At 63.0% G+C, this 16,789-nt stretch carries 17 protein-coding genes; 9 read left to right on the top strand and 8 right to left on the bottom strand.

The window, feature by feature from the left end:
• Positions 1 to 12 precede the first annotated feature (12 nt).
• A complete protein-coding gene (locus tag NCT05_RS26755; RefSeq protein WP_175980589.1) occupies positions 13 to 792 on the top strand; it encodes an enoyl-CoA hydratase in 780 nt (259 codons plus the stop codon).
• A 3-nt stretch (positions 793 to 795) separates the two neighbouring features.
• On the opposite strand, the gene NCT05_RS26750 is transcribed toward NCT05_RS26755, so the two are convergent.
• Both NCT05_RS26750 and adh read right to left on the bottom strand, forming a co-directional pair.
• Positions 796 to 1,185, bottom strand: coding sequence for a DUF779 domain-containing protein (locus NCT05_RS26750; protein ID WP_033536247.1), 390 nt, complete (start codon positions 1,183 to 1,185; stop codon positions 796 to 798).
• A 56-nt stretch (positions 1,186 to 1,241) separates the two neighbouring features.
• A complete protein-coding gene (gene adh / locus NCT05_RS26745) occupies positions 1,242 to 2,762 on the bottom strand; it encodes an aldehyde dehydrogenase (RefSeq protein WP_250457182.1) in 1,521 nt (506 codons plus the stop codon).
• A 552-nt stretch (positions 2,763 to 3,314) separates the two neighbouring features.
• Here adh and NCT05_RS26740 point away from each other — a divergent pair.
• Positions 3,315 to 4,712, top strand: a complete 1,398-nt coding sequence (locus tag NCT05_RS26740; RefSeq protein WP_008347689.1) for an L-lactate MFS transporter — start codon at positions 3,315 to 3,317, stop codon at positions 4,710 to 4,712.
• Positions 4,713 to 4,733: 21 nt separating this feature from the next.
• Entirely contained in the window at positions 4,734 to 4,871 is a 138-nt protein-coding gene (locus NCT05_RS26735) for an MFS transporter small subunit (protein WP_250503579.1), read from the top strand.
• An 82-nt stretch (positions 4,872 to 4,953) separates the two neighbouring features.
• Here the strand turns inward: NCT05_RS26735 and NCT05_RS26730 are convergent, their stop codons facing one another.
• Positions 4,954 to 5,253 carry a type II toxin-antitoxin system RelE/ParE family toxin gene (locus NCT05_RS26730; protein WP_250437176.1) on the bottom strand — a complete coding sequence of 100 codons (300 nt, stop codon included), beginning with the start codon at positions 5,251 to 5,253 and terminating at the stop codon, positions 4,954 to 4,956.
• Positions 5,250 to 5,393, bottom strand: coding sequence for a type II toxin-antitoxin system ParD family antitoxin (locus tag NCT05_RS26725; protein ID WP_250437175.1), 144 nt, complete (start codon positions 5,391 to 5,393; stop codon positions 5,250 to 5,252). Before NCT05_RS26725 ends, NCT05_RS26730 begins: the two co-directional genes overlap by 4 nt.
• Before the next feature lie 384 nt (positions 5,394 to 5,777).
• Here NCT05_RS26725 and NCT05_RS26720 point away from each other — a divergent pair, with 384 nt between their 5' ends.
• On the top strand, positions 5,778 to 6,083 hold the full coding sequence (locus tag NCT05_RS26720; RefSeq protein WP_034471001.1) for a high-potential iron-sulfur protein: 306 nt from the start codon (positions 5,778 to 5,780) through the stop codon (positions 6,081 to 6,083).
• A 7-nt stretch (positions 6,084 to 6,090) separates the two neighbouring features.
• Here NCT05_RS26720 and NCT05_RS26715 read toward each other — a convergent pair whose 3' ends face one another.
• On the bottom strand, positions 6,091 to 6,576 hold the full coding sequence (locus NCT05_RS26715; RefSeq protein WP_175980585.1) for a DUF4019 domain-containing protein: 486 nt from the start codon (positions 6,574 to 6,576) through the stop codon (positions 6,091 to 6,093).
• A 173-nt stretch (positions 6,577 to 6,749) separates the two neighbouring features.
• On the opposite strand from NCT05_RS26715, the gene NCT05_RS26710 reads away from it, so the two are divergent.
• A complete protein-coding gene (locus tag NCT05_RS26710; RefSeq protein ID WP_250503578.1) occupies positions 6,750 to 7,622 on the top strand; it encodes an endonuclease/exonuclease/phosphatase family protein in 873 nt (290 codons plus the stop codon).
• On the opposite strand, the gene NCT05_RS26705 is transcribed toward NCT05_RS26710, so the two are convergent.
• The 3 genes from NCT05_RS26705 to NCT05_RS26695 all read right to left on the bottom strand — a co-directional run bounded on the left by NCT05_RS26705 (position 7,619) and on the right by NCT05_RS26695 (position 10,881).
• On the bottom strand, positions 7,619 to 8,686 hold the full coding sequence (locus NCT05_RS26705; RefSeq protein ID WP_250503577.1) for a M14 family metallopeptidase: 1,068 nt from the start codon (positions 8,684 to 8,686) through the stop codon (positions 7,619 to 7,621). The two genes, NCT05_RS26710 and NCT05_RS26705, sit on opposite strands and share 4 nt — an antisense overlap.
• 9 nt (positions 8,687 to 8,695) lie before the next feature.
• Positions 8,696 to 9,889, bottom strand: coding sequence for a M20 aminoacylase family protein (locus tag NCT05_RS26700; RefSeq protein ID WP_008347674.1), 1,194 nt, complete (start codon positions 9,887 to 9,889; stop codon positions 8,696 to 8,698).
• Between the two features lie 95 nt (positions 9,890 to 9,984).
• Positions 9,985 to 10,881, bottom strand: coding sequence for a LysR substrate-binding domain-containing protein (locus NCT05_RS26695; protein ID WP_008347672.1), 897 nt, complete (start codon positions 10,879 to 10,881; stop codon positions 9,985 to 9,987).
• Between the two features lie 180 nt (positions 10,882 to 11,061).
• Here NCT05_RS26695 and NCT05_RS26690 point away from each other — a divergent pair, with 180 nt between their 5' ends.
• The 4 genes from NCT05_RS26690 to NCT05_RS26675 all read left to right on the top strand — a co-directional run bounded on the left by NCT05_RS26690 (position 11,062) and on the right by NCT05_RS26675 (position 16,754).
• A complete protein-coding gene (locus tag NCT05_RS26690) occupies positions 11,062 to 12,378 on the top strand; it encodes an MFS transporter (protein ID WP_008347670.1) in 1,317 nt (438 codons plus the stop codon).
• Positions 12,379 to 13,035: 657 nt separating this feature from the next.
• Positions 13,036 to 13,494 carry a (2Fe-2S)-binding protein gene (locus NCT05_RS26685; RefSeq protein WP_008347667.1) on the top strand — a complete coding sequence of 153 codons (459 nt, stop codon included), beginning with the start codon at positions 13,036 to 13,038 and terminating at the stop codon, positions 13,492 to 13,494.
• 10 nt (positions 13,495 to 13,504) lie between these two features.
• Positions 13,505 to 14,512 (top strand): FAD binding domain-containing protein, encoded by a 1,008-nt coding sequence (locus NCT05_RS26680; RefSeq protein ID WP_008347665.1) that lies wholly within the window; start codon positions 13,505 to 13,507, stop codon positions 14,510 to 14,512.
• 10 nt (positions 14,513 to 14,522) lie between these two features.
• Positions 14,523 to 16,754, top strand: coding sequence for a xanthine dehydrogenase family protein molybdopterin-binding subunit (locus NCT05_RS26675; protein ID WP_250503576.1), 2,232 nt, complete (start codon positions 14,523 to 14,525; stop codon positions 16,752 to 16,754).
• Positions 16,755 to 16,789: the final 35 nt, after the last annotated feature.

Below are 16,789 nucleotides of genomic sequence, written 5' to 3'. Positions count from 1 at the left end.
GAGACCACGACAATGAGCGAACTCGTTCTGATCGAACGCGATGCGTATGACATCAAGGGTGCCGTCAGGCTCACGCTGAATCGGCCCGATGCGTTCAATGCCTTATCTGAATCGATGCTCGAAGCGCTCGAACGCGCATTGAAGGACATCGCCGAATCAGATGCGCGCGTGGTCGTGCTCGCAGGAGAAGGCCGCGCGTTTTGCGCCGGGCACGATCTCAAAGAGATGCGTGCGGAGCCCGCGCTCGATTATTATCGCGAGCTTTTCGCGCACTGCTCGCGCATCATGCTGACGATCCAGCGCATGCCGCAGCCCGTTATCGCGCGCGTGCAAGGCATCGCGACGGCGGCGGGTTGTCAGCTCGTCGCGATGTGCGATCTCGCGGTCGCATCGAGCGAAGCGCGTTTCGCGGTATCGGGCGTGAATCTCGGGCTCTTTTGCGCGACGCCGAGCGTGGCGCTGTCTCGCAACGTATCGCGCAAGGCCGCGTTCGAAATGCTCGTCACCGGCGAGTTCATCGATGCGGCCACCGCGCGCGAACGCGGCCTCGTGAATCGCGTCGCATCGCCTGGCGAACTCGACGATACCGTGCGCACGCTCGCCGCGACCATCGCCGCCAAGCCGCGCGAAGCGGTCGCGGCGGGCAAGGGCTTGTTCTATCGGCAACTCGAAACCGGCATCGAAGCGGCATACGCGCTCGCATCGGAAACGATGGCCTGCAACATGATGGACGACGCCACGCTCGAAGGCACGCAAGCCTTCATCGAAAAGCGCGCGCCGCGCTGGAAATGACGCTCAGCTCACGTGCTCGACCGGATGCCTGTCGAGCCACGCGTTCTCTTCGTCGCTATACAGACGCGAGCGCGTAAGAAAGCGCAAACCGCTCGGGCGTTCCAGCGAAAACATGCCGCCATTGCCCGGCACGGCATCGATGATGAGCTGCGTATGCTGCCAGTACTCGTACTGCGATTCGGTCATGTAGAACGGCACGCCGCCGATCGCGCCGAGCTTCACGTCCGAGCCGCCGACCATGAATTCGCTGACTGGAAAGCACATCGGCGCGCTGCCGTCGCAGCATCCGCCGGATTGATGAAACAGCACCTCGCCATGCTCGGCCTTGAGCCTTTCGATCAAGTCGATGGCGGCGGGCGTCGCGGTCACGCGCTGCACTTCCTGTTCGCTCATGATGTCACCGTCGGTTTGATCGGCCGCCGCGGGAAGCAGCGGCGGCCTCACACGCTTTAGAAGAAGCCGAGCGGCTTGTCGCTATAGCTGACGAGCATGTTCTTCGTCTGCTGATAGTGGTCGAGCATCATCTTGTGATTCTCACGGCCGATGCCCGATTGCTTGTAACCGCCGAACGCCGCGTGCGCCGGATACGCGTGATAACAGTTGGTCCACACGCGTCCCGCCTGAATCGCGCGGCCGAAGCGATACGCCCGCGTGCCGTCGCGCGTCCACACGCCCGCGCCGAGACCGTACAGCGTGTCGTTCGCGATCTCGAGCGCTTCTTCCTCGGTCTTGAACGTCGTCACCGAAAGCACCGGCCCGAAGATTTCCTCCTGGAAGATACGCATCTTGTTGTGGCCTTTGAAGACCGTCGGCTTGACGTAATAGCCGTTCTTCAGTTCGCCGTCGAAGGTGTTGCGCTCGCCGCCGGAGAGGCACTGCGCGCCTTCCTGCTTGCCGAGATCGATGTACGACAGGATCTTCTCCAGTTGCTCCTGCGAAGCCTGCGCGCCGATCATCGTCTTCGTATCGAGCGGATGGCCCTGCGCGATCGCCGCGACGCGCTTGAGCGCACGTTCCATGAAGCGCTCGTAAATCGATTCCTGCACGAGCGCGCGCGACGGGCACGTACACACTTCGCCCTGATTCAGCGCGAACATCGTGAAGCCTTCGAGCGCCTTGTCGAAGAAGCTGTCGTCGGCGTTGAGCACGTCTTCGAAGAAGATGTTCGGGCTCTTGCCGCCCAGTTCCAGCGTCACCGGAATGAGGTTCTGGCTCGCGTACTGCATGATGAGTCGGCCCGTCGTGGTCTCGCCGGTGAAAGCGATCTTCGCGATGCGCTTGTTCGATGCGAGCGGCTTGCCCGCTTCCAGACCGAAGCCGTTGACGACATTGAGCACGCCCGGCGGCAAGAGGTCTTCGATGATTTCGAGCAGCACGAGAATCGACGCGGGCGTCTGCTCGGCCGGCTTCAGCACGACGCAGTTGCCGGCCGCGAGCGCGGGCGCGAGCTTCCACACGGCCATCAGGATCGGGAAATTCCACGGAATGATTTGCCCGACGACGCCAAGCGGCTCGTGGAAGTGATACGCGACCGTATCGTGATCGATCTCCGAAATGCCGCCTTCCTGCGAACGCGCGGCGCTCGCGAAATAGCGGAAGTGATCGATCGCGAGCGGAATGTCCGCGGCCATCGTCTCGCGCAGCGGCTTGCCGTTATCGATCGATTCGGCCAGCGCGAGACGCGACAGGTTCTGCTCCATGCGATCGGCGAGCTTCAGCAGCAGATTCGCGCGATCGGTGACGGAGGTTCTGCCCCACGACGTCTTCGCTGCGTGCGCGGCGTCGAGCGCGGCTTCGATGTCGGCTTCGCGCGAACGCGGAATCGACGTGAACGGCTCGCCGGTGATCGGCGAAATATTGTCGAAATACTCACCGCCCGTCGGCGGCACCCACTTGCCACCGATGAAGTTGCCGTACTGCTTCTTGTACGGATATTCGGTGCTCAGGAACTGCATCTCCGCGTGATTCATTTCTATGTGCTCCTCGCATGTCGACGTGAACGGGCCGGCACTGCCGATGTCCGGCGCCGGTCGCTTCTGTTTGCGAGTTCCATGCCATCGCGCGCGGCACGATGCGACGCCCGCGCGAGCCGCATCGTCATGCGGTTTCGCGGCACATCGTCAGGGTTTGTACGAGGGCGATGGGACCTGTTCACATTCAGAACACCTGCCCCGCTCTGTAGCGATGCGGTACAGCGGCATCGGCGGACGTCATCGCCTCCGCAATGCGCGCGGAGCGTGGCGCAAACCACAGACACGCTGCGGGCAAACGCTTATGGCACGAGTGTTCATATTGCAAAGGGCATCGCAGTTGTCTATGGTCATGCCCAACCGTGGCAAAGCGTCGCATCTATATGTGGTTCCATCGCATGTGAGCGGCGCGAAATGGCCTTGCGAGCGCGCGATGCGGACCGTATCGCCGAGCGCATGACCACGGCGGGCTGCTGTCCGGCGACCCCGGACGGCACGTCAAAGTAAACGATGTGCGCGCACGTGCATGCATGACGCGCCACGGAGACCACAATGAACAGCACAATCAATCAAGGGGCCGCCCACGGCCCGACAAATTTCTTTTCCAAGGAGGCGACTATCGCCCGGCCCGGATTTTCGCGCTGGATGGTGCCGCCCGCCGCGCTGGCTGTTCATCTGTGCATCGGGCAGGCATATGCGTTCTCGGTGTTCAATGCGCCGCTCACGAAGGTTATCGGTATCACGAAGTCCGCGCCGGATGACTGGTCGCTGACCACGCTCGGCTGGATTTTCTCGCTCGCGATCGTGTTTCTGGGCTTGTCGGCGGCATTCGCGGGCAAGTGGCTGGAAAAAGTCGGCCCGCGCCGCACGATGTTCACCGCGGCCTGCTGCTTCGGCGGCGGCTTTCTCGTCTCGGCGCTCGGCGTCTATCTGCATCAGATCTGGCTGCTGTATCTCGGCTATGGCGTGATCGGCGGCATCGGGCTCGGGCTCGGCTATGTGTCGCCGGTTTCGACGCTGATACGCTGGTTTCCGGACCGTCGCGGCATGGCGACCGGCATGGCGATCATGGGCTTCGGCGGCGGCGCGATGATCGCGGCGCCCGGCTCCGTCGCGCTGATGAACCACTTCAAGAGCGCGACGAGCTCGGGCGTTGCCGAGACGTTCCTCGTGCTCGGCGTGCTCTATTTCATCTCGATGACGATCGGCGCGCTCGCGATCCGCATCCCGCCGGCGGACTGGAAGCCGGCTGGCTGGACGCCGCCCGCGACGTCCAACAAGATGATCACGAAGAACCATGTGCATATCGATCAGGCGCTGAAGACGCCGCAGTTCTATCTGTTGTGGCTCGTGCTGTTCCTGAACGTGACGGCCGGCATCGGCGTGCTCGGCCAGGCGTCGGTGATGATTCAGGAAAGCTTCAAGGCGTCGATCACGGCGGGCGCGGCGGCGGGCTTCGTCGGGCTGCTGTCGCTCTTCAACATGGGCGGGCGATTCGCGTGGGCGTCGGCGTCGGACTGGATCGGCCGCAAGAATACGTACTTCGTGTTCTTCACGCTCGGCGCGGTGCTGTATTTCCTTGTGCCGCAATTCGCGGGCTCCGGCAATATCGCGCTTTTCGTGTTGGCGTACGGCATCATCCTTTCGATGTACGGCGGCGGCTTCGCGACGATTCCCGCGTATCTCGCCGACATGTTCGGCACGGCTTTCGTCGGCGGCATTCACGGCCGGCTTCTCACCGCGTGGGCGGCGGCGGGCGTCGCGGGTCCGGTGCTCGTCAACTACGTGCGCGCGTTCCAGGTTTCGCACGGCGTCGTGGGCGCAGAGGCGTACACGATGACGCTGCATATCATGGCGGCGCTGCTGGTGATCGGCTTCGTCTGCAATCTGCTCGTCTCGCGCGTGCATGAGAAGCATCACATGAACACGTCGGCGCAGACCGCAATCTAGGAATCAACGAGGAGATCCGCGATGAACGACCGCATCGAAACTCAGCAAGTGCATCCGTCGAACACGGGGTTGCTCCTGGTGTTCTGGGCCTACGTGCTGATTCCGCTCGCATGGGGCGTGACCAATACGCTCTCGCAGGCCGTCAAGCTGTTCCAGTAATTCTGTAGGTGAAGTCCACGCGCGCCGGATGGCCGATGTTTGAATCGGCTCACGGCGCGCGTTTTGTTTCTTGACGTCAATGCTATTCGGCTTCGCCGAGATGAGCGGGCAAATCCATCTGATGGAGAACGCGCAGGATCTGGATCGTGTCCGCGGCCTCCTTGAAGAAAAGCACGTGCATTCCGACGAGCGCCTTGCGATAACCGGGCCGAACGTGTTCTTCGGACAGGCTGCGTTGTCTGCCCTTACCGAGTCCCGTGCCTGTGTCCTGAATCATGCGCAGATAGCGCTCCGCCTGAGCCGGCCCCCACTTCTCGAACGTGTAGTCCCAGATGCCGTCCAGATCCTGGACGGCGGCAGGCGTGAATACGCACTGCCTCACCGAGCGGACTTGCGCTTGCGAGCGATGAAGGCATCGAAATCCAGCGGCTTGGCGGGGCCGGAGCGCTCGCCGGCTTCGAGCGCCGAGCGCAACGCATCGAGCTTCGCTTCCTGTTCGCCAGCGACGGGGACGTCGTGCACCGATGCTTCCGGGATGCTCAGTGCCCGCGATCCTCCACCTTGTTCAAGCTGCGGCGCGCGAGGACGCTCATGAAAAGCGTGCCGCACACAAGCGCTGCCATATAAACGCCGGCCATCATCCAGTCGAGTTCACTCACGGTTGTTCTCCTTCGAATTGATCCGCGGCCGGGGCGCCGCAGGGGTGATCCACACGATTGCAACTACGTTCTGGCCTGATTTACGGCACGCGCCCGCAAAGGTTTAGCGCGATGCAATGAACGACGTTGGCGGCGCGATGACCGAGGAAACCGACCGCTCGTTCGATTCGCCAACGTGGGCGTATCGTTCGACTAGCGCCCGAGAGCGCGCGACGACATCCCACATACGAACAACCGGTCCACGACAATGAACACGTCCCGCCGCAACTTCATGGTTGTCAGCATCGGCGCGGGCACGGCGCTATGGCTCTCGCGAGCACGCGCCGATGCGCCGCACTTAAGCGAATCCGATCCGGCGGCGGTCGCCGTCGGCTATAAGGAGAACGCCGCGAAAGTGGACAAAGCGAAGTACCCGAACTTCGCCGCCGATCAAACCTGCGCGAACTGCTCGCTGTATCAGGGCAAAGCGAGCGATGCCTGGGGCGGTTGCACGCTCTTCGGCGACAAGCTGGTAGCCGGAAAAGGATGGTGCTCGTCGTGGACGAACATGTGACGCGGCTTCAGCGCACCGAATAGCCGACGAAACGCCAGACCTTGTCCGAGTCGAGAATGAAGGTCACCATTTCTCGCGACGACTGACTCGCCTGGCCGAACTGAGTGTCGAAGAGAATGTTGATGTACGCGCCCGCGGGCATGTTGCCCGTGCCGTCATAACGGTAGTGCTTGACGCCCATCGGCATGCGCAGTCCCGGCGCGCCGAGCGGCGAACGGTCGCGCGCGACCTTCTTCATGAAGTCGTCGCGGGAAATGATCTGCTTTGCGATGGGCGAGGCTTGGTCCCACACGTCGCCCGCCCGGTTTTGATCGATCAACGCGATGATCTGCGACGCAACCTGCGCGATGTCCTGATCCTGTTTGTCGAGCGCGGCCTGCTGCTCCTTCGTGAGCGAACGAGTCGTCGAAGATTGAGTTTCCTGAGCGTGGCACGCAATGCTGCTCGATATCAGCAGGAACGCAGCCAGCGAAAAACGGATGCTTGCTTTCATGATTCGGACGACGTGAGGTTCTTTGGCGCCGATTGTATCGCCGCCCACGCTGCCTACGGTAAGAAATACTTATTTTCAGAATTTGGCAGTTCCGGCGTCCGTTGCCGGGCAAGCACACGCCTTGCTGCCGGAATAGCGAACGTCAACATCCGACGCTACCGTCGAGGTTCACCATGCGACTCGTCGACTGGAACATCCAATGGGGACGCGGCGTGGATGGCCGCGTCGATCTCGCGCGCATCGTCGCCGAGGCGAAAGCCCTGCACGACTTCGACGTCCTCTGTCTGCAGGAAGTGACGCGCGGCTTTCACGAAAGCGAGCAGGCCGGCGGACTCAAAGGCGGCCCCGGCGCCGACCAGTTCGCCGAGCTCGAAGCGCTGATTCCCGGCGCGACGGTCATCGACGGAATCGGCTCCGATCTTCCGCCGGTCGGTGCGGGCATCGCGCGCCGTCAGTTCGGCAACGCGATCGTGAGCCGTCTGCCGGTGCGCCAGGTGTTGCGCCATTCGCTGCCGTGGCCTGCCGATCCCGCGAAGCCGTCGATGCTTCGCGTCGCGCTCGAAGCCGTCATCGAGACCGACGTCGGATCGTTGCGCATCGTCAGCACGCATCTCGAGTTCTATTCGGAGAAGCAACGTCTCGCGCAAGTCGCGCGTCTGCGCGAGCTTCACGCCGAAGCGTGCGCGCACGAGCGTCAGCCCGCGAAGGCCGAGAGTCAGGCGAGCCCGTTCGCCGATACCGCGCGGCCCGTGTCCGCCATCGTCTGCGGCGACTTCAACAGCGCGTTCGATGGATCGGCGTATCGCGCGATGCTCGAACCGATTGCCGATGCGCCCGCGTTCGTCGATGCATGGACTTGCGCGCATCCGAACGAGCCGCGCGCGGCCACCGTCGGCCTGTACGATCGCGACCAGTGGCCCGACGGCCCGTTCGCATGCGACTTCATCTTCGTGAGCGAAGACCTGAAGGCGCGCATCGCCGGATGCGAAGCGGATCAGTCGAGCCGTTCATCGGATCATCAGCCGATGTGGCTCGAACTGCATTAAGCGCCCTCTTCGCGCGACAACCCGTATAGCGCCTGCAACACGGCAGCGCGCGCCTGACCCGCGATCATGCCGCGCCAGATATCGTCGTCGATGTAGAAGGCCGCGCGAATCTGGCGGCGAATGCCGGCTTTCAATGCGTCGGGCGCATCGGGATGATGACGCACCCAGACGTCCGCGCGCAGCATGTCGAGCATGTCGGTGAGCGGCACCGTCCCGTACTCGATCGCGATCGATGCGATCGCCGCATGGGCGCACGTCTGCCGCAACGTATCGAGCAACGGACCGGCTACATCGGCCGCGATCGACGTGCCATCCGACGGACTCGTCACGTCCGCGCCCCACCAGCGCCGCGCACGCGCGACATCGCCGACGCATATCTTCGCGCCGAAGCCGCTCGGCCCGAGTCCCGTATGAAAATCGATCCAGCCGATCGCCGTGCACGTCTCGCCGTATTCCGCGAGCAGATTGCGCATGGTGCGCGTGCTCCACGCCGTTTCCGCGCCGCCATAGAACATGCCTTGCGCATGCGTGTACTGACCGGTTGTGACCGCTTGCTGATAAGCCCATTGTCCATGCCTGCCGATATACGCGCGAATCGCCGCGATATTCGCTTCGTCGGGCGGCCACCTCGCGGGAATCAGCAAGTCGTGCAGTTCCGCGTAGCCGGGATTCTGCGGCAACGGCGCATCGAAATTCACGCTGTTGCGATTCAGATCGACATTGCCCTCCGTCGTGCGGCTCAGATAGGAAAAGCCATACGGATTGATCGCATGAACGAGCAGCATTGCGACGTCGAGCTTGTCCATCAACGCCGGCAATACTTCATCGCGCATCAACGCGATCTGCGCGCCCGAGCCGCAAAAGCCTTCGACGCCGTGCGTGCCGGACGTGAGCACGAGCAGGCGCTTTGCATCTTTGGGACCGATGCGAACGACATCGGTTGCGAGCGTCTCGCCTTCCAGACCATCGAAGCCTTCGAGCACGCGCGTATCGACAGCGAGTTTTCGCGCGGCGGCGGTATCGAGAAATCTCTGGCGTGCTTCGCGATACGTCGATGAAAACATGTCGCCTCCTCAGACGCGTGCGAGAAACTTCTCGACGAGCCGCACCCAATACGTCGAGCCTAGCGTGAGTACATCGTCGTTGAAATCGTAGCTGCTGTTATGCAGCATGCACGGTCCGATTCCGTGACCGTGATCGCGATGCGCGCCCAGTCCATTGCCGATATACGCATAGCAACCGGGACGCTCCATCAGCATGTACGAGAAGTCCTCCGCGCCCATCGTCGGATCGACGTTCGTGTTCACTTTGTCCGCGCCGGCGACATCGCGCATCACGCCGAGTGCGAAGTCCGTTTCCGCTTGCGTGTTCACCGTCGGCGGATAGTTGCGTACGAAACTGACTTCGGCCTTGCAGCGATACGCGGCCGCCGTCGCCGCGACGATCTCCTTCATGCGCGTCTCGATGAGATCGAGCACGTCGACGGAAAACGTGCGAACGGTCCCCGCGAGCGTCGCGGTCGTCGGGATCGCGTTGACCGCGTGGCCTGCCTGCATGCGCGTGATCGAGAGCACGGCGGCGTCGATCGGCCGCTTGTTGCGCGTCACGATGCTCTGCAGGCCCGTGCCGATCTGCAGCGCGGTGAACACGGGATCGACGCCATCGTGCGGAATCGCCGCATGCGCGCCCACGCCTTCGATACGAATCTCGAACTCGTTGCTCGATGCCTGCGTCGCGCCGACGCGCGCACCGAATCCGCCCGCCGGCATGCCCGGCCAGTTGTGCAGCGCGAACACGGCATCGACCGGAAAGCGCTCGAACAAGCCATCTTCGATCATCGCTTTCGCGCCGCCGCCGCCTTCTTCGGCAGGCTGAAAGATGAAGACGACGGTGCCGTCGAAGTCGCGATGCTTCGCGAGATATTGCGCCGCGCCGAGCAGCATCGCGGTGTGTCCGTCGTGACCGCACGCATGCATCTTGTTCTCGTGGCGCGATGCGTGCGCGAACGTGTTCAGCTCGGGAATGGGCAACGCGTCCATGTCGGCGCGCAGGCCGATCGCACGTTTGCTCGCGCCTTTCCTCAACACGCCGACGACGCCCGTCTTGCCGAGTCCGCACGTCACTTCGATATCCCAGCTTTCGAGCTTCCGAGCGACGAGTTCCGCCGTGCGCGCTTCTTCATAGCAGAGTTCGGGATGCGCGTGGATATCGCGGCGAATGGCCTGAATCTCGTCGCGCGACTGCGCGATCTCGGGAATGATCGACATGCTTTCCTCTTGCGTTGTTGAGTGACCGAAGCATTGTCGATGGCCGCAATTCACAGGGAAAGCTGATATTCCTTGTCCGTGACTTAAGGAAAGCTTTAGCTTTCACTCGGCTCGATCGCGCCGTGCGAACGCATCCGTATGCGTTCCTGCACGATGCTCATCACCGCGTGACGATCGTGGATCTTGCGCTCCAGCATGCCGACGACACGGCGCGGCGTGTTCTTCGCAAGCGATATCACGCGCAATGCGGGATCGCTCGCCCACGAGCCGTATTCGAGCAACGGCACGACCGAGACGCCCGCATCCTGCCGCACGAGCTCGACGATCACTTCGAGGGAATTGAGTTCGAGGAACTCGTTCACCGCGAGGCGATTGTGCTTCAACGCGCGATCGATCAGCGCGCCGGTGCGCTGCGCGCGATCGAAGCGCAGAAACGGACGGCTCGCCAGCATCTCGGCGGCATTCGCGGCCACGGCGCCCGGCGAACCGATCGCGACGAGCGGTTCCGAATAGAGCGGCGTCCAGTTGAGGCTCGCCGGCGTCTTGCCCGCCATCTCGACGATCACCGCCGCATCGATCTCGCCCGCCTCGACTTGCGGCGCGAGCGCGAGCGCCTTGCCGGTGAAGAGCCGCACATCGAGCCGTGGATACTGACCTTTCAATTCGGTGACGACGGATGCGAGCGCGCCCATCGCCGAATCGACCGCGCCGATGGAAACCGATCCGGCGATTTCATCATCGAGACCGGTGAGACGCATGCTGTCGTACAGCGCGACGATGCGCTCCGCTTGCGGCAACACCTGCTTGCCGATGCTCGTCAGCCGGTTCGTGCGCCCGACGCGATCGAACAGCGGCCGCTTCAGATCGTCTTCGAGCGACTGCATCTGCATGCTGACGGCGGCCTGCGTGAGCGCGACTTTTTCCGCGGCGGCGGCGAAAGAACCGTAACGCGCGACAGCGATAAACGTGCGCAAAAAGCGGATATTGCTCATCGTGCGTGAGGGTTATCCCGGATCGTTCGATCAGGTTTGCTTGTGTGTCAGTTCAGAAATTCTATATTTTCTTATTTCAACTCGGCGTAATGTTTGCGTGTTGCAGCGGCTCGCTCCGTTCGAAGCGAGTCATCCGAGAAGCGGATGTCGTCAACGAGAAAACCTCATGGAGTACATTCGATGAGCACCGTACTACCTGCAGCGCACGCGGCCGAACAAAACGCCGCATCGAATCTTTCCGGCCGACGAGCGATCGTCGTATCGACCATCGGCAACGCGCTCGAATGGTTCGACTTCATGGTTTACGGCTTCTTCGCCGTCATCATCGCCAAGCTGTACTTTCCCGCAACGAATCCCACTATTTCGCTACTCGCGACTTGGGCGACTTTCGGCGTCGGCTTTCTGACGCGTCCGCTCGGCGGCATCGTCTTGGGCGCGGTCGCGGATCGCGTCGGACGCAAATCAGCGCTCACGCTCACGATTTCGCTGATGGCGGTCGGCATCGCGATCATCGCGTTCGCGCCGACTTATGCGGCAATCGGCATCGCCGCGCCCTTGCTGATGCTGCTCGGCCGCCTGATTCAGGGCTTCTCCGCAGGCGGCGAAGTCGGCTGCGCGACGGCGTTTCTCGTCGAATACGCGCCCGCCAACAAGCGCGGTTATTTCGGCAGCTTCCAGATGGTCGCGCAGGCCGCCGCGAGTCTCGCCGGCTCGTTTTTCGGCGCCGTGCTCACGCGCACGCTGAGTCCCGAACATCTGAATAGCTGGGGCTGGCGCATTCCGTTCGTGATCGGTCTTCTGATCGTGCCCGTCGGCCTGTATCTGCGCTCGAAGCTCGATGAATCGCCGGTCTTCGTCGAGAAGGCGCAAAAGAACGAACTGAGCACACGCCCGATCCGCGATACCGCCACGAAACACTGGATGTCCGTGCTCGCTGGCTTCGGCCTGACGGTGTTCGGCACCATCGGCACGTACATCTTCCTGCTGTATCTGCCGACGCACGCTACGCGCGTGCTGCACATGGCGCTCACCGACGGCCTCATCAGCTCGACGATCGGCGCGCTCGTCTATCTCGTCTGCTGTCCGATATTCGGCCGGCTCTCGGACCGTATCGGCCGCAAGAAGCTGATGGCGACCGCGCTCACGCTGTCGCTCGTCACCGCATATCCGATCTTCGCCGTGCTCACCGCGCATCCGAGCCTGCCGATGCTGATCGTGTGTCAGGCGCTTTTGATGACTTATCTCGGCATCTTTCAGGGCTGCTATCCCGCGTTCATCTCCGAGTTGCTTCCTTCGAGCGTGCGTTCGACCGGCATCTCGGTGAGCTACAACGTCGCGGTGATGATCTTCGGCGGCTTCGCGCCCGCGATCGTGCAATGGCTCACGATGACCACGGGCGATCCGCTGTCGATCTGCTACTACGTGATCTTCGGCAGCGCGGTCGCGCTCGTGACGATCTTCCCGCTGCGCGACCGATACAGCGAGGCGCTGCGGTAAGTTCGCTGCATCCCGTTCCCAAAGGAAGGAGAATGGACGGCCCGCATGGAAGTCGCGCACGCTTAAGTCTGATTTAAGGAAGCGCGCTTAATCTGAAGTCTGACCGACCCACCCTCCTTCCGGCCGCGCAAGCGGCCATTTTTTTTGGAGCGACGCGATGCAGATGATTCTCCGCATGATCGTGATCCTCGTCGTGCTCGTTCTCTTCACGACGGTCGGCGTGTCCATCCTTTCCGTTTTCGCGCGCGGCCTGATTTCGCACTGAAGGCTTTCATCGGCTGCGGGCATGCTTCGTGCCCCTTCAGAATCTCGCGGCCCGCGCGGGCTTTCGATCGAGAAAGTTTCGCGGCGGATGCCTATACTGGCTGAGTGTCGTCTTTCGCCGCATTGCCGGCGCACGAAAGTCCTGCGCCGCCGCGCAGACCCTTTTCGCCGCCGTTCCTCCGCGCCACCGGCGCGCGACACGCTTCGCCGCATCTTCGCCTCTCTCATGTTCCGCCGCTTCATCGCCGCATTCGTGCAGCAGCTTGCTGCGCAATTCCAGGAGATTGCCCGATGCCACAACGTCCCATCCCCCAATCGAAAACCACGCACGCCGATACACCGAACAAGACGCTTCAAGCCGCACCCGCAGGCGACTCGACCGTCAGCTTCACCATGACCGTCAACGGCCGCAGCGAAACGCTTTCCCTCGACCCCCGCACCACGCTTTTAGATGCATTGCGCGAGCATCTTCATTTGACCGGCACGAAGAAAGGCTGCGATCACGGCCAATGCGGCGCATGCACCGTTCATGTGAACGGACGCCGCGTGAACTCGTGTCTGTGCTTCGCCGCCGCGTGCGAGGGCGACACCGTCACGACCATCGAAGGCATCGGCGAAATCGAGGCACTGCATCCGTTGCAGGCCGCGTTCGTCGAATGCGACGGCTATCAGTGCGGCTACTGCACGGCCGGCCAGTTGATGTCGGCGGTCGCGCTGCTCGATGAACCGATCGGCCCGAGCGACGACGACGTGCGCGAAGCGATGAGCGGCAACCTGTGCCGCTGCGGCGCGTATCAGAACATCGTCAGCGCGATCCAGTCGGTGCGCGCGAACAAGCCGTCGTCGAAATAAGGAGAGCGACATGGATATGTTCCAGCTCTCTCGCGCGCGCGACATGCGCGACGCGATTAATGCGGGCGCGCTCGCGCATACCGCGCAGCAAGGCGCCGAAGTGCGCTTTCTCGCGGGCGGCACGACGCTGCTCGATCTCATGAAGCTCAACGTCGAGCGGCCGATGCGCGTCGTCGATATCAGCCGTTTGCCGCTCGACAAGATCGAGGAAACGAAGGACGGCGGCGTGCGTATCGGCGCGACTTCGCGCAACTCCGATCTCGCGCATCACCCGCTGATCCGCGATCGTTATGCGGTGCTGTCGCAAGCGGTGCTCGCGGGCGCGTCGGTGCAGTTGCGCAACATGGCGACGACGGGCGGCAACATCCTGCAGCGCACGCGTTGCGTGTACTTCCGCGATACGACCTCGCCGTGCAACAAGCGCGAGCCCGGCAGCGGCTGCTCCGCGATTCAGGGCTTCAATCGCATGATGGCGATCATGGGCACGAGCGAATCGTGCATCGCGAGCAATCCGTCGGACATGTGCGTCGCGTTGCAGGCGCTCGAAGCGACGATCCACGTCGAAGGCACGGGCGGCAAGCGCGCGATCCCCATCGACGAGTTCTTCCTGTTGCCGGGCACGACGCCCGATCGCGAGAACGTGCTCGATGCCGGCGATCTCGTCACGCATGTCACGTTGCCGCCGCCGGTCGACGGCGCGCGCTCGGCTTATCTGAAGCTGCGCGATCGCGCATCGTACGAGTTCGCGCTGGCGTCGGCGGGTGTCGTGATCGGCGTGAAGGACGGGCGCATCGAGCATGCGCGCGTCGCGCTCGGCGGCGTCGGCACGAAGCCGTGGCGCTCGCGCGAAGCGGAGAAGGAGCTGATGAACGCGACGCCCGATGAAGCCACGTTCAAACGCGCTGCCGATGCTGCGCTCGCCGATGCGAAGCCGCAAAGCGAGAACGGCTTCAAGGTCGAGTTGTCCAAGCGCTGCATCGTTCATACGCTCAAGCTCGTTACCACGCAAACTTCCTGAGGATCGCGACATGTCCACGGCGCCCGATATCAAACCGTCCGCATTCATCGGACGGCCTCAGTCGCGCATCGACGGACCGCAGAAGGTTTGCGGCCGCGCGACCTATACGACCGACGTCGATCTGCCCGGCATGCTCCATGCCGTGCCGGTCGGCAGCACCATCGCGAGCGGCAGGATCACGTCGCTCGAATTCGCCGCCGCGCAAGCGATGCCCGGCGTGAAGCTGATTCTTCATCGCGGCAATATCGGCCGCTTCTATCGCATCGCCGGCAACTCGATCGATACCGGTTACGTCGATGAAAACCGTCCGCCTTTCGAAGACGACATCATTCGCTATTACGGGCAGTATGTCGCGCTCGTCGTTGCGGAGACGTTCGAAGCGGCAAGCGCCGCGGCTGCCGCGGTCAAGGTCAGTTACGACAAGACGCCGCACGATGTGAGCGCAAAGCTCGATGCCGGCGACAAGCTCGACACACACAGCGAACGCGGCGATCCCGACAAGGCGTTCGACGATGCGCCCGTGAAGATCGATGAAACGTACGTGACGCCCGTCGAAACGCATAATCCGATCGAGCTGCACGCGACCATCGCGCACTGGAACGGCGAGAGCTACACGTTCTACGAAACGAGCCAGGCGGTCGCGAATCATCAGGGCACGCTGATGCAGATGATGGGCCTGCCGAAAGAGAAAGTGCGCGTGATTTCGCGCTATCTCGGCTCGGGCTTCGGCGGCAAGCTGTGGATGTGGCCGCATTCGCTGCTCGCCGCGGCCGCGACGCGCCAACTGGAGCGCCCGGTCAAGCTCGTGCTCTCGCGCAAGATGATGTTCCAGAACGTCGGGCACAGGCCGACCACGCAGCAGCGCGTGCGGCTCGCGGCGACGCAGGACGGCAAGCTCGTGTCGCTACGGCATGACTTCGTGAATCACGCGGCCATCGCCGACGATTACACGGAAGATTGCGGCGAAGCGACGCCTTCGATGTACAGTACGCCCAATCTGCGCGTGACGGGCGGCACGGTGAAACGCAATGTCGGCTCGCCGACGTCGATGCGCGGACCCGGCGCGGTGCCCGGCCTCTTCGCGCTCGAATCGGCGATGGACGAGCTGGCCATTGCGTTGAAGATGGATCCGGTCGAACTGCGCCTGCGCAACGAGCCCGAAGTGGATGAAAGCAGCGGCTTGCCGTTTTCGTCGCGGCATTTCGTCGAATGCCTGAAGACCGGTGCGGAGAAATTCGGCTGGTCGAAGCGCACGCCGGACGTAGGCTCGATGAAGCGCGACGGCCTCACGCTCGGCTGGGGCGTGGGCGCGTGCAGTTGGCCGGGGCTGCGCTTCTCGGCGGACGCGACGGTCGATCTTCGTGCGGACGGCACCGCGCGCGTCGCGTGCGGCACGCAGGATATCGGCACGGGCACGTACACGATCCTCGCGCAGATCGTCGCGGAACATACGGGCATCCCGCTCGACAAGATCGAAGTCGGCCTCGGCGATACGGCGCTGCCGCTCGGTCCTGTTTCGGGCGGATCGGCGGCGACGGCATCGGTGATTCCGGCGGTATCGGATGCGGTGCGCGAGGCGATCAAGACGCTGCTGGCGCGCGCCGCGAAGATCGAGGGATCGCCATTCGCGGGCGCGAAGGCCGACGAGCTTGCGATGAGCAACGGACATGTGCATCGCAAGAACGAAGCGCCGGAAAGCGGGGTGCCGTTCGCGCGCATTCTCGACGCGGCGAAACTGCATGCGGCATCGGGCAGCGGCAGCGCGAAAGGCGGCTTCGACGATCCGCTCAAGAAGGACTGGTCGATCCATTCGTATGGCGCGCATTTCGCCGAGGTGACGTGGGAGCCGGCGACCGCGCGTCTGCGCGTGAGCCGCGTCGTGACCGTGATCGATGCGGGCAAGATCCTGAATCCGCGCGCGGGGCGTAATCAGATCGAAGGCGCGGTCGTGATGGGCGTCGGCATGGCGCTTTTCGAGCACACGGTATACGACGAGCGAAGCGGCGCGCCGGTGAACAGCAGCCTCGCGGATTACGTCGTCGCGACCAATGCGGATACGCCGAAGATGGACGTCACGTTTCTCGATTATCCCGATACGGTCTTCAACGAGCTGGGCGCGCGCGGCATCGCGGAGATCGGGCTGGCGGGCATCGCGGCGGCGATTACGGGTGCCGTGTATCACGCGACGGGCGTGCGTGTGCGAAAGCTGCCGGTGATGATCGAGGATTTGTTGAAGGCGTAGCGTCGGTCTCGTCGCGCTGTTCGAGCGGCCCGGTT

Origin of the sequence: Caballeronia sp. AZ7_KS35, from assembly GCF_023631045.1 — a bacterium.
Lineage (GTDB): Bacteria > Pseudomonadota > Gammaproteobacteria > Burkholderiales > Burkholderiaceae > Caballeronia > Caballeronia zhejiangensis.
Note: the sequence above shows the minus strand (reverse complement) of the source record. Positions and strands in the feature narration are given on the sequence as shown.

What these genes read in the sequence shown, in the direction of transcription:
- NCT05_RS26755 (WP_175980589.1), top strand. Translation starts at nt 13, where the DNA reads ATGAGCGAACTCGTTCTGATCGAACGCGATGCGTATGACATCAAGGGT.
- NCT05_RS26700 (WP_008347674.1), bottom strand. Translation starts at nt 9,889, where the DNA reads ATGTCGATCATTCCCGAGATCGCGCAGTCGCGCGACGAGATTCAGGCC.
- NCT05_RS26680 (WP_008347665.1), top strand. Translation starts at nt 13,505, where the DNA reads ATGGATATGTTCCAGCTCTCTCGCGCGCGCGACATGCGCGACGCGATT.
- NCT05_RS26695 (WP_008347672.1), bottom strand. Translation starts at nt 10,881, where the DNA reads ATGAGCAATATCCGCTTTTTGCGCACGTTTATCGCTGTCGCGCGTTAC.
- NCT05_RS26685 (WP_008347667.1), top strand. Translation starts at nt 13,036, where the DNA reads ATGACCGTCAACGGCCGCAGCGAAACGCTTTCCCTCGACCCCCGCACC.
- NCT05_RS26715 (WP_175980585.1), bottom strand. Translation starts at nt 6,576, where the DNA reads ATGAAAGCAAGCATCCGTTTTTCGCTGGCTGCGTTCCTGCTGATATCG.
- NCT05_RS26705 (WP_250503577.1), bottom strand. Translation starts at nt 8,686, where the DNA reads ATGTTTTCATCGACGTATCGCGAAGCACGCCAGAGATTTCTCGATACC.
- NCT05_RS26710 (WP_250503578.1), top strand. Translation starts at nt 6,750, where the DNA reads ATGCGACTCGTCGACTGGAACATCCAATGGGGACGCGGCGTGGATGGC.
- NCT05_RS26735 (WP_250503579.1), top strand. Translation starts at nt 4,734, where the DNA reads ATGAACGACCGCATCGAAACTCAGCAAGTGCATCCGTCGAACACGGGG.
- adh (WP_250457182.1), bottom strand. Translation starts at nt 2,762, where the DNA reads ATGAATCACGCGGAGATGCAGTTCCTGAGCACCGAATATCCGTACAAG.
- NCT05_RS26740 (WP_008347689.1), top strand. Translation starts at nt 3,315, where the DNA reads ATGAACAGCACAATCAATCAAGGGGCCGCCCACGGCCCGACAAATTTC.
- NCT05_RS26720 (WP_034471001.1), top strand. Translation starts at nt 5,778, where the DNA reads ATGAACACGTCCCGCCGCAACTTCATGGTTGTCAGCATCGGCGCGGGC.
- NCT05_RS26690 (WP_008347670.1), top strand. Translation starts at nt 11,062, where the DNA reads ATGAGCACCGTACTACCTGCAGCGCACGCGGCCGAACAAAACGCCGCA.
- NCT05_RS26750 (WP_033536247.1), bottom strand. Translation starts at nt 1,185, where the DNA reads ATGAGCGAACAGGAAGTGCAGCGCGTGACCGCGACGCCCGCCGCCATC.
- NCT05_RS26675 (WP_250503576.1), top strand. Translation starts at nt 14,523, where the DNA reads ATGTCCACGGCGCCCGATATCAAACCGTCCGCATTCATCGGACGGCCT.